The sequence below is a fragment of the Pseudomonas sp. AU12215 genome (assembly GCF_001675465.2).
GTDB lineage: Bacteria > Pseudomonadota > Gammaproteobacteria > Pseudomonadales > Pseudomonadaceae > Pseudomonas > Pseudomonas nitroreducens.
This window is the reverse complement of the sequence record NZ_MACM02000008.1, coordinates 16,054-31,191: the sequence shown is the minus strand read 5'-3', so window position 1 is coordinate 31,191 and position 15,138 is coordinate 16,054. Positions and strand designations below refer to the sequence as shown.

Here is a 15,138-nt window from a genome sequence, read left to right as displayed (position 1 = left end):
TCGCGGGTTCGGGGGCTTACCGCGAAGTTTAGCGCAGGCCGGTCAGGCGACTGGCGTTGATTCGCCCGCTGGCGAAGGCATCGGGCAGCAGGGCACGGCCCTGCTGCATCAGTTGCTCGACTTCCACGGGCAGCGCCTTGGCGTCCAGGCCCACCAGGCTGATGCCGGCCTTGAGGGTGATGAAGCCTTCGCTGGTCTTGAACGCCTTGAAGTTCAGGCCTTCGTGCAGGCGGCGGAAGCTGCTGGGGGAGCATTCCTGCAGGTCTTCGAGCAGGGTGATCAGGGCGAAGTGCTGGCCGTCGATGCGCGCCAGGACGTCCAGCGGTCGTACCAGTTGCTGCAGGCGCCGGGCGACGCCGTGGAGCAGTTCGTTCTGGAACGACTGGCCATGCTTCTGCCCCAGTTCGGCCAACTCCGGCAGGCCGATGAGCATGTAGCACACGGCACCACCACGGGATTCCACCTGGCGGATGCTGTCGGCCAGCTTCTGCTTGAGGTAGCGCTGGTTGCCTAGGCCCGTGGCACTGTCCACCAGGTTGCGTTCTTCCAGGCTGGTGATGTTCTCGGTAAGCAGGCGATTTTCCATCAGCAGGCGCTGCAGGGTATTGCTCAGGCGGTCGGCGGCCAGTACGCGGGGCACCAGTTGCTCGTTCATCGCCGATTTGCTGACGAAGTCGTCCACGCCACGGTCGAAGGCTTCGGCCAGGGCGTTGTCGCCCTCCTTGCCGGTGAGCAGGATGATGTAGGTGTAGTGGTCGCCGCTCTCGTCGAGCTGGCGCACTCGGGCGGTGAGCTCCAGGCCGTCCATCTCGGGCATCAGCCAGTCGGCGAGGAGGACGCTCACCGGCTGCTTTTCCAGCAGGTCGAGCGCTTCGCTGGCACTGCTGGCGAAGCGCACGTTCAGGTAGCCGGCCTGGCTCAGCGCGCGGCCGATCATGGCGCTGGAGAACTTGGCATCGTCGACTACCAGGATGCTGAGATGGTTGGTTGGCATGGAATGTCTCGGAAACGGGTAGGAAATGCCGGCTAACGACGTCAGAGGCCGGGCGCGGTCTTGTCTGTCAGTTATAATGACCGCGCATTTTTATCGTCAAGCCAGGCGTCGTCCCGTCTGTGAACCGGGTCGCGCCGTCCATCTGGAGAGATGTCATGCCTTCGTTCGACGTGGTGTCCGAACTGGACAAACACGAACTGACCAACGCCCTGGATAACGCTGCCAAGGAACTGGACCGCCGTTTCGACCTGAAGGGCAAGTGCAGCTTCGAGACCAAGGACAAGTCCGTCACCCTGACCGCCGAGGCGGATTTCATGCTTGAGCAGATGCTCGACATTCTTCGCTCCAGCCTGGTCAAGCGCAAGATCGATGTGCAGTGCATCGAAACCAAGGACCCCTTCCCGTCGGGCAAGGTGGTCAAGCAGGAAGTGACCTTCCGCGAGGGCATCGACAAGGATCTGGCGAAGAAGATCGTCGCCCTGATCAAGGACAAGAAGCTCAAGGTGCAGGCTGCCATCCAGGGTGAGCAGGTGCGTGTCACCGGCAAGAAGCGCGATGACCTGCAGGAAGCCATCGCGCTGCTGCGTGGTGAATCCCTCGGTATGCCGCTTCAGTTCAACAACTTCCGCGACTGATGCGCGCTGCTCTGTAAGCGCTGCGGAACCTCAGCGCCCGCGCGACGTCGCAGTAATAGAGTCGCTCGGCGAACTCCCGACCGCCATGGCTTGCCATGGCGGTTTTGTTTTAGGCAATGGCAACAGACAAGGGGCCTGCATCCATGGATATGAATTACGAGCAGATCATGAACAGTGCGGAGGCCTGGACGCCGGTCGTCCTGGCTTACCTGGGCAATGCCGTGCTGGCGCTGTTGACCCTGCTGATCGGTTGGTGGGTGATCAACCTGTTCACCCGTCGTATCGGCGGGTTGCTGTCCACCAAGCATGTGGACAGGACGCTGCAGGGCTTCATCGGCAGCATGGTGAACATCATCCTGAAGATCCTGCTGATGGTCAGCGTGGCGTCGATGATCGGCATCCAGACCACCAGCTTCGTCGCTGCCATCGGTGCCGCCGGCCTGGCCATCGGCCTGGCGCTGCAGGGCAGCCTGTCGAACTTCGCCGGCGGCGTGCTGATCCTGCTGTTCCGCCCGTTCAAGGTCGGCGACTGGATCGAAGCCCAGGGCGTTTCCGGCACGGTGGACCACATCATGATCTTCCACACCGTGCTGCGCACCGGTGACAACCGCACGGTGATCGTGCCCAATGGCGCGCTGTCCAACGGCATCATCACCAACACCTCGACCCAGACGACCCGCCAGGTGACCTTCGATGTGAAGTTGGCCTTCGACGCCGATCTGGAGGGTGCTCGTGCCATCCTCAAGGAGCTGGCGGAGGATTCGCGCGTACTCAAGTCGCCGGCGCCGGTGGTGGTGGTCGCGGGCCTGGGCGAGAACTCGGTGACCCTGTCGCTGCGCCTGTGGACCGCCAACTCCGATTACTGGGCGGTCACCTTCATGCTCAACGAGCAGGTGCGTCAGCGCCTGCGCGACGACGGCATCGACCTTGCGCCGAACAAGGTGGTGCGTGTGGTCAAGGGTGAAGAGGACGCCGTCCTGGCGGACTGATCCCTCACGCGGAACGGAAAAGGCCGGCATTTGCCGGCCTTTTTCATGGGCGCTGCTTCATCAGCCAGTTCAGGGGCGTTCGGCGCTGGCTGGCTGCGTTGGGGCTTCGCTGGCTTCCTCGGCGGCGCCGTTGGTCATGTCGTTCTTGCGCTGCAGCCACAGCCAGCCGATCAACAGCAGCGTCGGCACGCCGAGCAGGGCGGTGAAGAAGAAGAACCGCTCGTAGCCCATGCCCTCGACCATGGCGCCGGAGTAGCCGCCGATGAAGCGTGGCAGCAACAGCATGGTGGAGCTGAGCATGGCGTACTGGGTCGCGGAGAACTTCAGGTTGGTCAGGCTCGACAGGTAGGCGACGAAGGCCGAGGTCGCCAGACCGCCGCTGAAGTTGTCGAGCATGATGGTCACCACCAGCATGGTGACGTGGGGCTCCAGCACCTTGAGCAGGGCAAAGACGTTTTGCCCCATGAGATGCGGATCGTCGATCGCGCCCATCTGCGCAAGGAGGGCGAACAGCAGGTTGGTCGCCGCCGAGGCCGCGCCACCGATGAACAGGATCGGCAGGATGCTGAAGCGGGCGATCAGCACACCGCCGGCCGCCGCGCCCACCAGGGTCATGACCACGCCGAACAGCTTGCTGACGGTGGCGATGGTGTCCTTGGTGAAGCCCATGTCGATGTAGAACACGCTGGCCATGGTGCCCATGACGGTGTCGGACATGCGGTAGGTGGAGATCAGCCCGAGCAGCAGCAGGGCCTGCCAGCGGTAGCGGCGGACGAACTCGGTGATGGGTGTCAGCACCGGGGCCATCAGCAGCCGACCCGGTGCGGAGATGCAGCTCAGGGCGATCAGCAGGTAGAGGAGGGCGAGCCACCACTTGCCGGCCTCGATCATGTTGATGAATGCGGTGCCGGTCACCAGCAGGATGATCAGCACGATCACCGAAACCGCCTGGTGGACGAAGTCGAACTGCGGCAGACCGCGCCCGTGTACGGCCAGCAGCAGCGGGCGGCGCACCTTCGACAGCAGCTCGCGGACCGGGCGGATCTGCCGGCGACCGTGGGGCGTCATGCAGATGCCGATGAAGATTCCATAGAGCGCGGCGCGCGGCCAGGCCTGTGCGGTCAGCGCGGTGAGCATGGCCGGCACGGAGATCAGCAGCACCAGCAGGGTCAGCACCGAGAGTAGCTGGTGGTTGAAGGCGAAAGCCGAGCTGCCAGCCTGTGGTTGCACGTTCACCGGCGGCTCTTTCATCAGCAGGGTGGTGATCAGACCGGGCAGGATGGCCAGCGAGCACACCGCGTAGGTCAGCGCCCAGGCCGACTGGCTGTAGTGCAGGGCACTGGAGCCGGCCCATTCGGCGAGGAACAGCACGCCGGCGGTGGCGAACAGGACGGCGACCCGGTAGCCGGTCATGTAGCACGCGGCCAGCGCGGCCTGGCGGGTGTTCTCGGCGATTTCCAGGCGGTAGGCGTCGATCGCGATGTCCTGGGTGGCCGAGGCAAAGGCCACGACCATCGCCAGGGCGATCAGCCAGTTCAGATGCGACTGCGGGTTGCACAGAGCCATGCCGAGCAGGCCGATAGCGATCAGGCCCTGGGAGAACACCAGCCAGGAGCGGCGACGGCCCAGGCGGCCGATGAAGGGCAGGCGCCACTGGTCGAGCATGGGCGACCAGACCCACTTGAAGGCGTAGACGAGCCCGATCCAGCTGGCGAATCCGATGGTTTCCCGGGCGACACCCGCTTCACGCAACCACACCGAGAGGGTGGAAAGCACCAGCATGTAAGGCAGGCCGGCGGCGAAACCCAGCAGCAAAAGTGCGAGGCTGGCGGGAGACTTGTAGGCAATCCATGCCTCTCGCCAGGAATGCTCTTTCATGGGGTGTTTTCCAGCAGGTCAAAAATTCTCGCGAACTTTACTAGGACTGCTCGCCGCTAGGCCAGCCGTGCCGACGTATGTCCACCCGATCGTTATGGATTCTGACACCCTCTGCACGCAATCGTGCGCGCTGTTCGTTCCCCGAAACAGTGCCGATGGGCAGGCTGATGCGGCCACCGGCGGCGATCACCCGGTGCCAGGGCAGGCGGGTGCCATCGGGCAACTGGCTGAGGATGCGTCCTACAAGCCGCGCAGAACGGCCCAGCCCGGCCAGTTTGGCCACATCGCCGTAGGTGATCACGTGCCCTTCCGGCACTTGGGCGACCACCAGGAAAATGGCCTCGCGGCGAGTCTGCAGGCTTTCCTGCGTCAGATCCGCGGAGGAGGCGGAGACTTTGCGCTCGGGCATGGGTGATGGTCGCTTCAGTGGAGGCCAGGTCAGGATATAGCGAAGCCTGTGGTAGGCAAATGCGTGCGGCTAAATGAAGGAAGTTTCCCGTCATTCTGTCAGTAATGATGAACTCTGTACCGCCAGGTCTGTCATTCGTTGCTCTAGCGTCGGGTATCTGGATAATGCCCGGCTTTTTGCCCACCTTGTCCAGTTGAATCAGGCTCATGTTGTCTAGAACCCTGCTCTCCATTGCCCTGGCTTCCTGTTCCCTTTCCGCTGTCGCCGATACCGTCTGGTTGAAGAATGGCGACCGCCTGACCGGCACCATCAAGCTGTTCGACGGCGGCAAGCTGTTGCTGGCGACTGATTATGGCGGGGAGATCACCCTGAAATGGGACAAGATCAAGACCCTCGAGACCGACCAGAACCTGCTGGTGAAGTACGACGAGGAAACCGGCGAGCATTCCAAGGGCATCAAGGCATCGGGCGATGGCAAGGTCACGCTGGTCAACGGTCAGCCGCGCACCGTGGAGCTGGCGAAGATCGAGCAGATGATGCCGCCCAAGCCGATCCTCGAAGACTGGGTATGGACTGGCAACGTCGACTTCTCCCTGGACCACAAGCAGGCCGAGAACGATGTTGAGGACTACGACATCGATTTCAAGACCAACGCCCGCCACGGCCGTTGGCGCCACAACCTGCAGGGCGAATACAACCGCGAGAAGAAGAACGACCAGGTCAGCACCAACAATTATTCTGCCGAGTATGCGTTGGACCGCTTCCTCGATGAGCACTGGTTCTGGCAGGGGCAGGCGCAGTACAAGCGCGACTGGATCGAGGACCTGAAGAAGAAGCGCACTGTCGGTACCGGTCCCGGCTACCAGTTCTGGGATAATGAGCTGGGCGCGTTCTCCCTGGCCACGCTGGTCAACCGCAACGACTACGAGTTCGTCGACGACGAGAAGTCCCACTTCTACAGCACCAGCCTGAAGTGGGACTACAACCGTTACCTGCTGGCCAAGCAGTTCGAGCTGTTTACCAACGGCGAAGTCAGCAAGCCACTGGAGTCCAACGTGGACTACGAGCTGGAGAGCGAGGCGGGCATCCGCTACAAGCTGACCTCCTGGGCGTCCCTGAGCCTGAAGGCCGAGTGGGACAAGCTCAGTGGCAACGATGGCGACGTCAACGAGCGCCGCTACACCGTTGGCCTGGGCGTGGGCTGGTGAGCCGATTTATGTAGGAGCGAGCTTGCTCGCGAACAGCCCCAACGCCGGCGGGGAAACGTTCGCGAGCAAGCTCGCTCCTACAAAAAGCACAAAAAAGCCCCGCACATGGCGGGGCTTTTTCATGGGCGGGAGGATTACAGGCGCAGGCCGCCGTCCAGCTCCAGCACGCGGCCGGTGTAGTAGTCGTTCTCGAGGATGTAGGCCACCGAGTGGGCGATTTCCAGGGGCTTGCCCAGGCGCTTGAGCGGGATGCCGGAGGTCATTTTCTCCAGCGCTTCGGGTTTCATGCTGGCGACCATGTCGGTCTCGATGAATCCAGGTGCCACGCCGGCCACGCGGATGCCGTAGCGTGCCAGTTCCTTCGCCCAGACCACGGTGTCGGCGGCGACGCCGGCCTTGGCTGCGGAGTAGTTGGCCTGGCCCATGTTGCCGGCGCGGGAGATGGAGGAGATGTTGACGATCGCGCCTTCGTTCTTCAGCTCGATCATCTTCGCCGCCACTTCACGAGTGCAGAGGAACACGCCGGTCAGGTTGACGTCGATCACGGCCTGCCATTGGGCCAGACTCATCTTGCTCAGCTCGCCGTCCTTGACCTTGATGGTCAGGCCGTCGCGCAGGATGCCGGCGTTGTTCACCAGGCCGTTGATGGCGCCGAAGTCGCTGGCGACCTGGGCCACCATATGGGTAACCTGTTCTTCATTGGCGACGTTGCACAGATAGGCGCGGGCGTCACCACCGGCGGCCTTGCAGGCGGCCACGGCTTCGTCCAGTTTTTCGGCGTTGAGGTCAACCAGCGCGACGCGCGCGCCCTTGCCGGAAAGGTATTCGCCCATGGCGCGGCCCAGGCCCTGGCAGCCACCGGTGATGATGATGACCTTGTCTTTCAATTGCATCGGAACAACCCCACGAACAGTTTCTGGTGAAAGGCCCCGCCGGCAGCTGTGCACAGAGTCAGTCCTGCCCGTCCGTTTGCGACGGATTCTTTGCGAGGAGTCATAAGTTGAGCGTGAAAGCTGCCAAGCATGCCCGAGAACTGCTGCTCAAGGAATACCGCGGCGTCCTCTCCACCCACTCGAAGAAGTGGTCCGGGTTTCCCTTCGGCTCCGTGGTGCCCTACTGCCTGGACGAGGCGGGCCGGCCGCTGATCCTGATCAGTCGCATCGCCCAGCACACCCACAACCTGCAGATGGATGGCAAATGCTCGTTGCTCATCGGCGAGCGTGGCGTCGACGACATCCAGGCCGCCGGCCGCCTGACCCTGCTGGCCGAGGCGCTGATGATCGAGGATGTCGACGCCATCGCGGGTGCCGCCGAGCGCTACTACCGCTATTTTCCCGGTTCGCAGGACTACCACATCGTCCACGACTTCGATTTCTGGGTACTCGAGCCGGTGCAGTGGCGCCTCATCGGCGGCTTCGGCGATATCCACTGGCTGGGCGCCGACAGCGTGCCGCTGGCCAATCCCTTCGTCGGCGAGGCGGAAAGGAGCATGGTCGAGCACATGAACAGCGACCATGCCAGTGCCATCGAACACTACGTCGAACTGGCCGGGCTGCCCGCGGGCAAGGATCCGCAGCTGGTGGGAATTGATACCGAAGGTTTCCACCTGCGCATCGGCCAAGGCCTGCACTGGTTGCCGTTCCCTGCGCCCTGCAGTGATCCTGGTGCGGTGCGCCAGGCGCTGGTGCAGTTGGCCAGGGCGGACGTCTGGCCGGGTAGTGAGGTTATCCGGGCTTGAACAATCGCCGGGCATTCCCTTGAAATTGGCGCGGGACGTCGCCACCTTTCCCGTTATCTGGGTAAATGCCCCGCCAAGGAAACATCGATGCGAGTTCCTCTTTTCCTGATTCTTCTCTTCCCGCTGATCGAGCTGGCCGTGATGATCAAGGTCGGCAGCGTGATCGGCGTGGGCTGGACCCTGCTGCTGATCATTGCCGGTGCCTTCATCGGTGCCGCCGTTCTGCGTGTCGCTGGCGTGGCGACCGCTCTGCGTGCCCGCGAGCGCCTGAATCGTGGCGAGCTACCCGAACAGGAAATGCTCGAAGGTCTGGTCATCGCCCTGGGTGGTGGCCTGCTGATGCTGCCGGGCTTCATCAGCGACGCCATCGGCCTGCTCTGCCTGATCCCCTTCACCCGCCGCCTGATGCTTGGCCGCGTGCGCCAGCGCATGCAGGAACAGGCCGAGCGCCGTCGGGCCTTCGCCGACGATCCGGCCGCTCAGCAACGTGGCGGCCCGAGCGTGATCGAAGGCGAGTACCAGCGCCGTGAGGAAGATCGCGACCGCTTGCGCTGAGCCTCGGACGGTTTCGGCCGTCCTGAGCACCCTCCGTTTGCAAAATTTTTTTCGTCACACCCTTGAAATGCCTTGTAGCGACCTTATGTACCGGTCACCGCAAGGTCCCTGTCGCATGGACAGGCTGCTCTTTACGCGTCTCGCCAGCCGGGACGCAAACCGGCAACGCCGGATTCAATAAAACCTGCCGGGCATCGATCTGGCTGTTGGAAATCACAGTTTGGGAGAGTTACGACTATGAAGCTTCGTCCTCTGCATGACCGCGTCGTCATCCGTCGCAGCGAGGAAGAGACCAAAACCGCAGGCGGCATCGTGCTGCCGGGTTCCGCCGCCGAAAAGCCGAACCGCGGTGAAGTGGTCGCTGTTGGTGCCGGCCGTGTCCTGGACAACGGCGAAGTTCGCGCTCTGGCCGTCAAGGTCGGTGACAAGGTGGTGTTCGGTCCTTACTCCGGCAGCAACGCCATCAAGGTCGACGGCGAAGAACTGCTGGTGATGGGCGAGTCCGAGATCCTCGCCGTCCTGGAAGACTGATTTCAGTCCGTCCACTCCCCACCGAATTCGATTTAGAGGAAACAGAACATGGCTGCCAAAGAAGTTAAGTTCGGCGATTCCGCTCGCAAGAAAATGCTGGTCGGCGTAAACGTCCTGGCCGACGCGGTTAAAGCGACCCTCGGCCCGAAAGGCCGCAACGTCATCCTGGACAAGAGCTTCGGTGCTCCGACCATCACCAAGGACGGCGTTTCCGTCGCCAAGGAAATCGAACTCAAAGACAAGTTCGAGAACATGGGCGCCCAACTGGTGAAAGACGTTGCCTCCAAGGCCAACGACGCTGCCGGTGACGGCACCACCACCGCTACCGTTCTGGCCCAGGCCATCGTCAACGAAGGCCTGAAAGCCGTCGCTGCCGGCATGAACCCGATGGACCTCAAGCGCGGCATCGACAAGGCCACCGTGGCCATCGTTGCTCAGCTCAAGGACCTGGCCAAGCCGTGCGCCGACACCAAGGCCATCGCCCAGGTCGGCACCATCTCCGCCAACTCCGACGACTCCATCGGCAACATCATTGCCGAAGCCATGGAAAAAGTCGGCAAAGAAGGCGTGATCACCGTTGAAGAAGGCTCGGGCCTGGAAAACGAACTGTCCGTCGTAGAAGGCATGCAGTTCGACCGTGGCTACCTGTCCCCCTACTTCATCAACAAGCCGGACACCATGGTTGCCGAGCTCGACGGCCCGCTGCTGCTGCTGGTCGACAAGAAGATCTCGAACATCCGCGAAATGCTGCCGGTCCTGGAAGCCGTTGCCAAAGCCGGCCGTCCGCTGCTGATCGTGGCTGAAGACGTCGAAGGCGAAGCCCTGGCTACCCTGGTCGTCAACAACATGCGTGGCATCGTGAAAGTCGCAGCCGTCAAGGCTCCGGGCTTCGGCGACCGCCGCAAGGCCATGCTGCAGGACATCGCCATCCTGACCGGCGGTACCGTCATCTCCGAAGAAGTCGGTCTGAGCCTGGAAGGCGCCACCCTGGAGCACCTGGGTAACGCCAAGCGCGTCGTACTGAGCAAGGAAAACACCACCATCATCGATGGCGCTGGCGCTCAGGCCGACATCGAAGCTCGCGTCCTGCAGATCCGCAAGCAGGTCGAAGAGACTTCCTCCGACTACGACCGTGAGAAGCTGCAAGAGCGTCTGGCCAAGCTGGCCGGCGGTGTTGCCGTGATCAAGGTAGGCGCTGCCACCGAAGTCGAGATGAAAGAGAAGAAAGCCCGCGTTGAAGACGCCCTGCACGCTACCCGTGCTGCGGTCGAGGAAGGCGTGGTTCCTGGCGGCGGCGTCGCTCTGGTTCGTGCTCTGCAAGCCATCGAAGGCCTGAAGGGCGACAACGAAGACCAGAACGTCGGTATCGCCCTGCTGCGTCGCGCTGTCGAAGCTCCGCTGCGCCAGATTGTTGCCAACTCCGGTGACGAGCCGAGCGTGGTGGTCGACAAGGTCAAGCAAGGCTCGGGCAACTACGGCTACAACGCTGCTACCGGCGTGTACGGCGACATGATCGAGATGGGTATCCTCGATCCGGCCAAAGTCACCCGTTCGGCCCTGCAAGCCGCTGCTTCCATCGGCGGCCTGATGGTCACCACCGAGGCCATGGTTGCCGAAGTGGCTGACGACAAGGCTGCTCCGGCCATGCCGGACATGGGCGGCATGGGCGGCATGATGTAAGCCACTCGGCACCTGCTGTAAGAAAAAGCCCCGCCTAGGCGGGGCTTTTTCATGGGCGCGGGTTGTGCCAGACTGCGGTGCAGGAGATGGCATTCCTCCTTCAACCGCCCTTGTGGCTGATGATGCCTACGCATTGACCTGGAAAGGCGCGTAGGCGATCGCCTGCAGCCTGTCCAAGACACTTTTCCCAGGACAGGACCATGTGGAAATCCATTCTTGCCGTCTCTCTCGGAGCCGCCCTCGGTGCACTGCTGCGCTGGGTGCTCGGGCTCAAGCTCAACACCCTCCTGCCTTCCATGCCACCGGGCACGGTGGTCGCCAACCTGGTTGGCGGCTATATCATCGGCGCGGCCATCGCCTTCTTCGCCAACACGCCGGGCGTGGCGCCGGAATGGCGGTTACTGATCATCACCGGCTTCTGCGGTGGTCTCACCACTTTCTCGACCTTCTCCGCCGAAGTCGTCATGTTGCTGCAGCAGGGCCGCCTGGCCTGGGCGATGGGTACAGTCGCCACGCACCTGGCCGGTTCTCTGTTGATGACCCTGGCCGGGCTCTGGTCGGTGAACTGGATGATGGGCCGTTAAGCGACCGCTGATAGTGATGCCTCGGCAAGAATGAACGGGGCCCCGTTGCGGTGCTTCCCCCTGCAGGATCGCAACGACAGCCTAAGGACCGCCAGTGGCTGTTGGATATCCAGCGCTACGAGCACGATGGACTCCGGGTGTGCGCTGCTATCTTGAGAATGCGATGAAGTGTGAAAAAACCGTCAAAGGCGCTTAAGTTCCATTTAAGCCAGTTAGGCTAGAGTGCTGTTCGCGAAAGGAGAGCACATGCGCATTCTGTTGGTTGAAGACAATCGGGACATTCTGGCCAATATGGCCGACTACCTGGGCCTGAAGGGCTACACGGTGGATTGCGCCCAGGACGGCCTGTCCGGATTGCACCTGGCGGCGACTTCCCATTACGACCTGATCGTACTGGACGTCATGCTGCCGGGGTTGGACGGTTTCACACTGTGCCGTCGGCTGCGCGAAGACGCGCGCCGCGACACGCCGGTGATCATGCTCACCGCCCGTGACCAGTTGGACGACCGCCTGCAGGGCTTCCGCTCGGGCGCCGACGATTACCTGCTCAAGCCCTTCGCGCTGTCCGAGCTGGCCGCTCGCATCGAAGCGGTGCTGCGCCGCAGCCAGGGTGGTGGTCGTCGCGAGTTGCAGGTCGCCGATCTGAGCTACAACCTCGATACCCTCGAAGTGAACCGTGCCGGCAAACCGCTGAAACTCAATCCCATCGGTCTCAAGCTGCTGGCGGTGCTGATGCAGAAGAGCCCGCACGTCGTGCGACGCGATGTGCTCGAGGAAGCCGTCTGGGGCGACGACTGCCCGGACAGCGACAGCCTTCGCAGCCACGTGCACCAGCTTCGCCAAGTGATCGACAAGCCCTTCGCATCCTCCCTGCTGCATACGGTCCACGGTGTCGGCTACAAGCTGGCAGAGGAAACGCATGGAGTATAAGCAGAGCCTTTCCCGCCGGATTGTCTTTGCCTTCGTACTCATGACCGCCGCCGTCGGCGGCCTGTTCTCGGTGGGAATCGTCGGCGTCGTTCACATCGTCGAGGAGCGCCTGATTTCCCGCGACCTGGGTGGCGAACTGGATCGCATCATCAATGAGGACCTGGGCAACGGCCAGGCTCCCAAGCTCGATCCGGGCATGCGTTTCTTCATCAGCGACGGCGTGGGCGTCTACGCCATGCCACCGGCACTGCGTCGGCTGGATGAGGGGTTCCACGAAGTCTTCGATGGGGAGTTGTCCTTCCATGCGCTGGCGCGCGATGTCGATGGCCGCCGCTTCGTCCTGCTGCAGGACCAGAGCGACTTCGAAGCACGCGAGCAGATTCTCTACGCGGCCGTGGTCACCGGCTATGTCCTGAGCCTGGCTTTGTCCGGGGTCCTGGGCTGGCTGCTGGCGCGCAAGGTCATGGAGCCGGTTGCACGCCTGGCGCGGCAGGTCCGGCATCGCGACCAGTTGCTCGAGCTGGCGCCGCCCATGTCGCCGGATTACGCCAACGACGAAGTGGGTGAGCTGGCGGCGGCTTTCGATTACGCCATGGGGCGGCTGCACGACGTGCTGACTCGGGAAAAGCTCTTCACCAGCGATGTCAGTCATGAATTGCGTACGCCACTGATGGTGATCGCCACCAGCTGCGAGCTGTTGGCAGAGGAGCCGGGGCTCAGCGCGCGGGCTCGTGCTCAACTGGCGCGCATGAACAGTGCCTGCGAGGAAATGCGCGATCTGGTGCAGACCTTCCTCATGCTGGCCAGGGCCCAGCGCAAGGACATGGCCATCGTTTCGCAGGCCGGGCTGCGGCAGATCGGGGATGAATTGGTAGCGCAGTGGCGCGGCCCGATCGAAGCGAAAGGTTTGACGCTCGTATACGAGGCGAACCAGGAGATGCCCGGGCAATTCAACGCGCCGTTCCTGCGCTCGGTGATGAGCAATTTATTGCGCAATGCCATGCATTACACCGAAAGCGGCAGCATCCGCTTACAACTTGGGCCTAACGGATTCTGGGTCGAAGACACCGGCGCCGGTATCCCGGAAGAACAGCGAGAACGAGTCTTCCAACCGTTCGTTCGAGGCCAGAACCCGCGTGGTGAGGGGCTTGGGCTCGGGTTGTCGCTGGTCAAGCGGATCTGCGCCTCCGAAGGCTGGGACGTCACGCTGCGTCCCGCGGAACCCCACGGCTGCCGCTTCGAAGTTCGCCTAGCCGTAGTTTGACAAAATCTTCACAAGTGCATGACCCGGCTGTGACAGGCTGATTTGTATCGTTCGCCCTGAATTCGGGAAAGGTAATAATCCGATGACTGAAAAACCCGTCAACCTGGAGTTCTCCCAGAAGTACGACCGCCAGCATGCGCAGCGTTATCTGCGCAAGCACCAGGCCGGACTGTCCCGGAAACTTTCCCATTGGCGCGATGTCCAGATAGCTCGCCAGGCACTCAAGCTTGCCGGCCAGCCCAACCTGGTACTCGACCTGCCGTGTGGCGCCGGACGCTTCTGGCCGATGCTGGCCGAGAAGGAGAACCGGGTGATCATCGGGGCGGACAATTCGCCTGACATGATCGCCGTGGCCTGCGCCGGTCAACCGAATGAGGTTGTCAAACGCGTTCGACCTTTGCAGACTTCGGCGTTTGCCATTGATCTGCCGGACAACGCCGTCGATAGCATCTTCTCGATGCGTCTGATGCACCACATCGGCGAATCTGATGATCGTTTGACGATGCTGCGCGAATTTCACCGCGTAAGTCGCGATTCGGTGATCCTGTCGCTGTGGGTCGATGGCAACTTCAAGTCCTGGAAACGCGCGCGCGCCGAGTCGACCCGCAAGAAACACGCCTACCAGAACCGCTTCGTGATTCCCGCCAAGACCATCGAGGCGGAGTTCCGCCAGGCCGGTTTCAAGGTCCAGGATCACATTGATTTCGTCCCGCTCATCCATATGTGGCGGGTCTACATTCTGCGTAAGGAGTGATGGATGGCCGTTGATCTGGCTTCGCTGCAGCAAATTTCCGGTGAGAACGCCATCGACCGTTGGCTCCAGGTGCCCGGCAAATGGGTCGAGGAACCCAACCGTCGGCGCGGCGGCGAAAGTGGCGTGCAGCGAGTCCTGACTTCCGACGGCCGTATGCTCTACCGCAAACAGCAGATGGGGCATATCTACCGTGACCTGCTGCATCCCTTCGGCTACCCGACCGCCATTCGCGAGCGCAACGCCCTCAAGGCGGCCGAGGCGCTGGGCGTTAAAGTGCCGACCCTGGTCTATGCCGGTTGCCGCAAGGTGGATGGCGAATGGCAGGCGCTGCTGGTGACCGAATCCCTGGATGGTTTTACCAGCCTCGAAGACTGTTACGCCCGCGGCGACCAGGATCGCTGGGGTGAAGCCCTGCACCAAAGAATTCTGCAACATTACGGCAGTACCCTTGCAAAACTTAACGCCGGCCGCTGGCAACACGGCTGCCTGTACCTCAAGCACGTGTTCGTGAAGGTGGACGGCGAGAAGATCGAAGTGGCCCTGATTGACATGGAAAAAGCTCGCCAGCGCTTCAGCGCTCAGCGTGCTGCGCGTCATGATCTTCGCCAGGTGAAACGCCGCTCGTCGTGGACTGAGGCGCAATGGCAGGCCTTTGTCTATGGTTACCAAGCGGCGTTTGGCAGCGCCATCAAAGGGTTGCAGATATGAAGTTAGAAATTACGCGAGGTTTGCTCCTCGTTGGCGCGCTTGGGGTGGCAACCCTGGCGGCGGCGGCCTGGCATGAGCCGGGGCCTTCGGTCATCACCGGAAAAGGTGGCTTGGACAGCTGCCCCATCCCGCCCAACCTGCGCGCCAAGCAACAGGACATCCGCCCGGACGATGACCTGCTGCTTTTCCTCTTCGGGATGTCGCAGAGCAAAGCACGCTGATTTCTGATTCGAACTCAAAACCCCGCCTCGGCGGGGTTTTTTGTGGGCGGCCGGTTTAGA

Annotated in this window: 17 protein-coding genes and 1 riboswitch; of the genes, 13 read left to right on the top strand and 4 right to left on the bottom strand. The window is 62.3% G+C overall.

Features of this window, described 5'->3' with window-relative positions; genetic code table 11:
* Nucleotides 1-28: 28 nt before the first annotated feature.
* A complete protein-coding gene (locus tag A9513_RS02580) occupies nucleotides 29-994 on the bottom strand; it encodes a response regulator (protein ID WP_065083903.1) in 966 nt (321 codons plus the stop codon).
* 155 nt (nucleotides 995-1,149) lie between these two features.
* Here A9513_RS02580 and A9513_RS02575 point away from each other — a divergent pair, with 155 nt between their 5' ends.
* Nucleotides 1,150-1,629, top strand: coding sequence for a YajQ family cyclic di-GMP-binding protein (locus tag A9513_RS02575; protein ID WP_037016362.1), 480 nt, complete (start codon nucleotides 1,150-1,152; stop codon nucleotides 1,627-1,629).
* A gap of 143 nt (nucleotides 1,630-1,772) precedes the next feature.
* Entirely contained in the window at nucleotides 1,773-2,618 is an 846-nt protein-coding gene (locus A9513_RS02570; RefSeq protein WP_024764078.1) for a mechanosensitive ion channel family protein, read from the top strand.
* A gap of 69 nt (nucleotides 2,619-2,687) precedes the next feature.
* On the opposite strand, the gene A9513_RS02565 is transcribed toward A9513_RS02570, so the two are convergent.
* Nucleotides 2,688-4,496: an AmpG family muropeptide MFS transporter gene (locus tag A9513_RS02565; protein WP_065083902.1), complete on the bottom strand. Its 1,809-nt coding sequence runs from the start codon at nucleotides 4,494-4,496 to the stop codon at nucleotides 2,688-2,690.
* Nucleotides 4,497-4,536: 40 nt separating this feature from the next.
* Nucleotides 4,537-4,905, bottom strand: coding sequence for an MGMT family protein (locus A9513_RS02560; RefSeq protein ID WP_024764080.1), 369 nt, complete (start codon nucleotides 4,903-4,905; stop codon nucleotides 4,537-4,539).
* Nucleotides 4,906-5,111: 206 nt separating this feature from the next.
* Here A9513_RS02560 and A9513_RS02555 point away from each other — a divergent pair, with 206 nt between their 5' ends.
* Complete coding sequence (locus A9513_RS02555; RefSeq protein ID WP_065083901.1) at nucleotides 5,112-6,113, top strand: DUF481 domain-containing protein; 1,002 nt, start codon at nucleotides 5,112-5,114, stop codon at nucleotides 6,111-6,113.
* A gap of 134 nt (nucleotides 6,114-6,247) precedes the next feature.
* On the opposite strand, the gene A9513_RS02550 is transcribed toward A9513_RS02555, so the two are convergent.
* Nucleotides 6,248-7,006 (bottom strand): SDR family oxidoreductase, encoded by a 759-nt coding sequence (locus tag A9513_RS02550; protein WP_024764082.1) that lies wholly within the window; start codon nucleotides 7,004-7,006, stop codon nucleotides 6,248-6,250.
* Between the two features lie 107 nt (nucleotides 7,007-7,113).
* On the opposite strand from A9513_RS02550, the gene A9513_RS02545 reads away from it, so the two are divergent.
* The 10 genes from A9513_RS02545 to A9513_RS02500 all read left to right on the top strand — a co-directional run bounded on the left by A9513_RS02545 (nucleotide 7,114) and on the right by A9513_RS02500 (nucleotide 15,078).
* The gene (locus tag A9513_RS02545; RefSeq protein WP_065083900.1) at nucleotides 7,114-7,851 is read left to right on the top strand and encodes a HugZ family protein; all 738 of its coding nucleotides are present in this window, start codon (nucleotides 7,114-7,116) and stop codon (nucleotides 7,849-7,851) included.
* A gap of 87 nt (nucleotides 7,852-7,938) precedes the next feature.
* Entirely contained in the window at nucleotides 7,939-8,406 is a 468-nt protein-coding gene (locus tag A9513_RS02540; protein WP_024764084.1) for an FxsA family protein, read from the top strand.
* Between the two features lie 237 nt (nucleotides 8,407-8,643).
* Entirely contained in the window at nucleotides 8,644-8,937 is a 294-nt protein-coding gene (locus A9513_RS02535; RefSeq protein ID WP_009617968.1) for a co-chaperone GroES, read from the top strand.
* A gap of 48 nt (nucleotides 8,938-8,985) precedes the next feature.
* Nucleotides 8,986-10,617, top strand: coding sequence for a chaperonin GroEL (gene groL / locus A9513_RS02530; protein ID WP_065083899.1), 1,632 nt, complete (start codon nucleotides 8,986-8,988; stop codon nucleotides 10,615-10,617).
* A 73-nt stretch (nucleotides 10,618-10,690) separates the two neighbouring features.
* A riboswitch (Fluoride riboswitch) is annotated at nucleotides 10,691-10,753 on the top strand.
* 64 nt (nucleotides 10,754-10,817) lie between these two features.
* A complete protein-coding gene (crcB, locus tag A9513_RS02525; RefSeq protein WP_024764086.1) occupies nucleotides 10,818-11,201 on the top strand; it encodes a fluoride efflux transporter CrcB in 384 nt (127 codons plus the stop codon).
* A gap of 246 nt (nucleotides 11,202-11,447) precedes the next feature.
* Entirely contained in the window at nucleotides 11,448-12,131 is a 684-nt protein-coding gene (locus A9513_RS02520; protein WP_024764087.1) for a response regulator transcription factor, read from the top strand.
* Nucleotides 12,121-13,395, top strand: a complete 1,275-nt coding sequence (locus A9513_RS02515) for a HAMP domain-containing sensor histidine kinase (RefSeq protein ID WP_024764088.1) — start codon at nucleotides 12,121-12,123, stop codon at nucleotides 13,393-13,395. Before A9513_RS02520 ends, A9513_RS02515 begins: the two co-directional genes overlap by 11 nt.
* A gap of 82 nt (nucleotides 13,396-13,477) precedes the next feature.
* Entirely contained in the window at nucleotides 13,478-14,149 is a 672-nt protein-coding gene (locus A9513_RS02510; protein WP_024764089.1) for a class I SAM-dependent methyltransferase, read from the top strand.
* Between the two features lie 3 nt (nucleotides 14,150-14,152).
* Nucleotides 14,153-14,857 (top strand): lipopolysaccharide kinase InaA family protein, encoded by a 705-nt coding sequence (locus tag A9513_RS02505; protein ID WP_065083898.1) that lies wholly within the window; start codon nucleotides 14,153-14,155, stop codon nucleotides 14,855-14,857.
* On the top strand, nucleotides 14,854-15,078 hold the full coding sequence (locus A9513_RS02500; protein WP_024764091.1) for a hypothetical protein: 225 nt from the start codon (nucleotides 14,854-14,856) through the stop codon (nucleotides 15,076-15,078). Before A9513_RS02505 ends, A9513_RS02500 begins: the two co-directional genes overlap by 4 nt.
* The last annotated feature ends 60 nt before the right edge of the window (nucleotides 15,079-15,138 follow it).